General features: G+C 62.8%; 6 protein-coding genes and 1 pseudogene. 3 read left to right on the forward strand and 4 right to left on the reverse strand.

The features are described 5' to 3' along the window. The first annotated feature begins 229 nt into the window (after positions 1–229). Together VZ95_RS22895 and VZ95_RS28085 are read left to right on the forward strand one after the other, a co-directional pair. Positions 230–526, forward strand: coding sequence for a cyclic nucleotide-binding domain-containing protein (locus tag VZ95_RS22895; protein ID WP_084627648.1), 297 nt, complete (start codon positions 230–232; stop codon positions 524–526). Between the two features lies 1 nt (position 527). Continuing rightward, positions 528–659: a hypothetical protein gene (locus VZ95_RS28085; protein WP_269747079.1), complete on the forward strand. Its 132-nt coding sequence runs from the start codon at positions 528–530 to the stop codon at positions 657–659. Positions 660–664: 5 nt separating this feature from the next. On the opposite strand, the gene mutT is transcribed toward VZ95_RS28085, so the two are convergent. The 4 genes and pseudogenes from mutT to VZ95_RS07955 all read right to left on the reverse strand — a co-directional run bounded on the left by mutT (position 665) and on the right by VZ95_RS07955 (position 3,763). After that, the gene (gene mutT, locus VZ95_RS29710; RefSeq protein WP_456297684.1) at positions 665–1,066 is read right to left on the reverse strand and encodes an 8-oxo-dGTP diphosphatase MutT; all 402 of its coding nucleotides are present in this window, start codon (positions 1,064–1,066) and stop codon (positions 665–667) included. A 105-nt stretch (positions 1,067–1,171) separates the two neighbouring features. Continuing rightward, positions 1,172–1,639: pseudogene (locus tag VZ95_RS29715) on the reverse strand (GNAT family N-acetyltransferase); the annotation flags it as partial. Further along, entirely contained in the window at positions 1,620–2,852 is a 1,233-nt protein-coding gene (gene argJ / locus VZ95_RS07950) for a bifunctional glutamate N-acetyltransferase/amino-acid acetyltransferase ArgJ (RefSeq protein WP_045775377.1), read from the reverse strand. The gene argJ and the pseudogene VZ95_RS29715, both read right to left, overlap by 20 nt. Positions 2,853–2,875: 23 nt before the next feature. Continuing rightward, complete coding sequence (locus VZ95_RS07955) at positions 2,876–3,763, reverse strand: peptidylprolyl isomerase (RefSeq protein ID WP_084627649.1); 888 nt, start codon at positions 3,761–3,763, stop codon at positions 2,876–2,878. 129 nt (positions 3,764–3,892) lie between these two features. On the opposite strand from VZ95_RS07955, the gene VZ95_RS07960 reads away from it, so the two are divergent. Further along, positions 3,893–4,393 (forward strand): squalene/phytoene synthase family protein (locus VZ95_RS07960; protein WP_045775378.1); only part of this gene is annotated, 501 nt, incomplete at its 3' end.

The following is a 4,393-nucleotide window of genomic DNA, read 5'->3' on the forward strand; positions in this document are numbered from 1 at the left end:
TTTCACGGGGCATATCCGCTCGTTGACGCAGCTACAAGCCGACGTTGGGGCGGGGGAAGTGCAGCGACCAAACTATATATTCACGCAAAATGATGTGTTGGACGATTAGAGGGAAGGTAAGGTTTTTAAAAATCCCCCTCGGGTGAGTGTTTTGAGGTCTAAGCAGACTTGCCGCACGACTATCGAGTATGGTAATTTCCTTGACTACTTTACCGAGAAGTATTGACCTATGCGCAAACAAGTTCCTCTGGTTGGTCGTCGATTATACGATACAAATGATGTTATCGTCGAAGAGGGCGAGGTTGGTAATTCTTTTTATTTGATCGAAAGTGGGACCGTTGAGGTCTTTAAGAATAAAGGGCGTGCCGAAATTATTATCGGCTACATCAAGAAGGACGGAATTTTCGGTGAAATGGCCTTGGTGGATGGCGACCGGCGCAGCGCTTCTGTCCGGGCGATCGAACCCACCGTCTGCCGCGTTTTTTCCGCGCGAATATTTTCAATACCGCCTCGGGCGCAGCGATAAGTTGATCCGCGCGCTGATGCGGATTTTCACGGCCCATATCCGCTCGCTGACCCAACTTCAGGCGGAAGTCGGGGTGAGTGACATCCAGCGCCCGACGCTGAAACTCGGCAAGGATGATCTGGCGGAGGGGTGAGGCGCCTACAGCATCGCCCGCAACTGCGCCACCAGCGGCACATCGGCGGGCGGCATGGCGAAATCGTGCAGGCGCGTTGGGCGGACCCAGGCGAGGGCTTGGCCTTCGTGGCCGTGCGGCTCGCCCTCCCACACCCGGCAGAGGTAGAGCGGCATCAGCAGGTGGAAATCCGGGTAGGTGTGCGAGGCGAAGGCGAAGGGTGCTAGGCACGAGGGGCGGACGGAAATCCCCAGCTCCTCCTTCAACTCGCGCACGAGGGCCGCTTCCGGAGTCTCGCCCTCGGACACTTTACCGCCGGGGAACTCCCAGAGCCCGGCCAGAGCTTTCCCCTCGGGGCGTTGGGCCAGCAGCACCCGCCCGTCGCCGTCGATCAGCGCGGCGGCGACCACGAAGAGGGTGCGTTTCACGGGTTGCGCCGCGAGGAAATCGGCGCGCGCGACGCGGCGTCCGAAAGCCGGGCGACAACGCTCCTCGGCGGGGAGGTTTTCGATGCCGCAGGGCTCGAACCCGAGCTTGTCGAGCACGCCCAAGGACGCCTCATTGCCCGGCAGCACCAGGGCATAGGCCGAGACGCGGTCGAGATCGGTGAAGATGAAATGCAGGGCGCGGCGCACGGCTTCGGTCGCATAGCCTAAGCGCCAATAGTCCCGCCCCAGCCAATAGCCGAGCAGAATGGACCGTTCAGCCCCCGACATGAGCGTGAGCGAAACGCCGCCGATGAACTCATCACTATCTTTCAGCGCGATGGCGTAGGTCACGGCCTCGCCGCGCTCGCGCTCCGCCCGGCTATTAGTCAGCCAATATTCGGCGTGATACGGCTTATAGGGGTGCGGAATCGCGGCGGTGCGGTCCGAAATATCGGGATCATTGGCGAGTTTGGTAATAACCGCCAAATCCCCCGGCCGCAGGGGCCGGAGGCGCAGACGCGCGGTGTCGAGGATCGGCTGCGGCAGCAGCGGATCAGCTCCGATAGCTGCCATTGATATCGATATAGCCGTGGGTCAGATCGCAGGTCCAGACGCGGGCGGTGCCGCTGCCGAGGCCAAGATCGACCTTCAGGTGCACCTCTTTACCCTGCATATGGGCATTGATCGGGGCCTCGTCATAGCCTTCGACGCGCTGGCCCTCGTGCGCCACGCTATAGCCGCCGAACCAGATCGAGAGCTTATCGCGGTCCGCCGGTTGCCCGGCCTTGCCGACCGCCATAACAACGCGGCCCCAATTGGCGTCTTCCCCAGCGATGGCGGTTTTCACCAGGGGCGAATTGGCGATGGCGAGCGCCACCACTTTTGCCGAGGCGTCCGAAACCGCGCCGTCCACATCGACAGTGACGAACTTCTGGGCGCCTTCGCCGTCGCGGGCGAGCTGTTGGGCGAGATCGGTGCACACGGCTTCGAGCGCCGCGCGGAAGCTTTCGGCGCGCGGATCGGCGGCATCGGTGATCGCGGCGTTTCCGGCCTTGCCGGTCGCGCAGAGAACCACCGTATCGGAGGTGGAGGTATCGCTATCAACCGTGATGCAGTTGAAGCTTTTGTCCGACGCCGGGGCGAGCAGGGCTTGCAGCGCGTCGGCGCTAATCGCGGCGTCGGTGAAGAGGAAGCCGAGCATGGTTGCCATATCCGGCGCAATCATGCCCGAGCCCTTGCAGATCCCGTTGATGCGCACGGCAACGCCATCGATGGTGGCGGTTGCCGTGGCGGCTTTCGGGAAGGTATCGGTGGTCATAATGGCTTCGGCGGCGGCTTGCCACGCGTCATCGGCCAGGGTTTGCGCAATGGCGGGCAGTCCGTCGGTAATCTTGTGATCGGGCAGCGGCTCGCCGATCACGCCCGTCGAGGCGATGAAGACTTCGGACGGTTTGCAGCCTAAGAGGGCGGCGGCGGCGGTTGCCGTGCGTTCGACCGAGGCCCACCCGGCTTTGCCGGTAAAGGCGTTGGAGTTGCCGGAATTCACCACAATCGCCCGCGCGGTGCCGCCTTTTTGCGCGTCCCGGCACCAATCGACCGGGGCCGAGCGGGTGAGCGACTTCGTATAGACCCCCGCAACCGTGGTTCCGGCGGCAAGTTCCGCCAGAAACACATCGGTTCGGCCCGAATAGCGCACCCCGACCGCCCCGGAGGCGAGGCGGACGCCCGCAATCGGCAGCAGAGTGGGAAACGCAGCAGGGGCGAGCGGCGAGACGAGCTTTGCCATCGGTTAGGGCTTTCGCGGCTAAATTATTGGGCGGCGGGCAGCGGCTTGCCGTCGATATCGAATTTTTCGATTTTCGCGGTCTTGCGCAGGTCTTCCACGATCTTGGTAATCATTTCCTGCGACATTTCCGAGGTGAGTTGGTCGCGCACGTCCGCGAGCGCCGGGGCTGCCGTCTGGCGGCGCTGTTCCAGCTTAATCACGTGCCAGCCGAACTGGCTTTTCACCGGCTCTTGGGTGAATTCATTCGGCTTCAGGGCAAAGGCGGCTTCGGAGAATTCCGGCACCATGTCTTCGCGGGTGAAGAAGCCCAAATCGCCGCCTTCTTTGGCCGACCCATCGGTTGATTTGGCTTTGGCTAGGGCCGCGAAATCGCCGCCTTTTTTCAGCTCGGCAATGATTTCTTTGGCAACCACGTCGCTCGCTACGAGGATATGGCGCGCGCGCACTTCTTCCTGCTGCGGATTATCTTTCAGGAACTGCTGATAGCGCGCTTCCAGCGCCTTATCGTCCACCTTCGCCGCGACGGCGCGGTTCAGGTAGATTTCCTGGACGACGCGATCTTCGTAGTCCGCCAGTTTGCGCTTCACTTCGGGATCGTCGTTCAGCTTCTGGGCGCGCGCGGCACCGGCGATCAGCTTGCCGTCGACCAGACGGTCGAGAATCAGCGGATAGACGGTTTGCATCGGCATCTGCTGCACCTGCGGCGGCAGCCCGTCGAGCGAGCGCACGAGGTCTGAGCGGCGAATGTCAATGGTCCCGGCGCGGGCGATCACCGGGTCATCCTTGGCGGCGGGTTGCTTCAAAAACTCGCCGATCGTTTGCGCCGAAACCGGGGCTGCAACGAGAAGCGCCGCCGACAGCATGAGCCGGCAAGGAACGGGGTGCGGGAAGAAGCAAACAACATGGTCCAAGGATCCTTTGGATCGGCGATGGCGTAACCGGAACGCGCCCGGCGTCTCACGGCATACTGCACAAGGGATTGCGGCAAACAAGAGGCAAAACAGGGACGGGCGCGCGCTGGAGTGCTATAATGCTGCCCCATGAGCGCCCCTTCCCTCGGTCTTGCCGTGTCCCGACCCCGCCGAAAGGGCAAAAATCCAAAACAGGAGTCCTTCCCGGTTGCCCTGCGCTGGCTTGCCGGACGGGAGCGGACGGCGATTTTGGCCTTCTATCGGTTCGCGCGCGCCGCCGACGATTGGGCCGATACACCTGACCCGGCTTTGAGTGTCGAACAGCGGCTTGCGGGCCTATCCCAGGTGCAGGCCGAGGCTTTGGGCGCGCTGGCCTTCTGCCCGCCCGCTTTTGCTGCGCTGGACGCGCTGCTGCCGGCCTTCGAAGCCGATGCGCGCGGTGATTTACCGGAGGATTTCGGCGCGGCGGTGGCCGCCTGCCGGGCCTCATCGGAGCCCGTGGGGCGGTTCTTGCTGGCGCTGCACGGCGAATCGCCGTTGCTCTATCCGGCGGCGGACGCGCTGTGTTTGGCCCTGCAACTGCTTAATCATCTTGGCGATAACGGCGGCGACAGGGTGCGTTGGGGGCGG

The sequence above is a fragment of the Elstera litoralis genome (assembly GCF_000963705.1).
GTDB lineage: Bacteria > Pseudomonadota > Alphaproteobacteria > Elsterales > Elsteraceae > Elstera > Elstera litoralis.

Coding starts and splice junctions, on each gene's coding strand:
- argJ (WP_045775377.1), bottom strand. CDS start 2,852: ATGGCAAAGCTCGTCTCGCCGCTCGCCCCTGCTGCGTTTCCCACTCTG.
- VZ95_RS22895 (WP_084627648.1), top strand. CDS start 230: ATGCGCAAACAAGTTCCTCTGGTTGGTCGTCGATTATACGATACAAAT.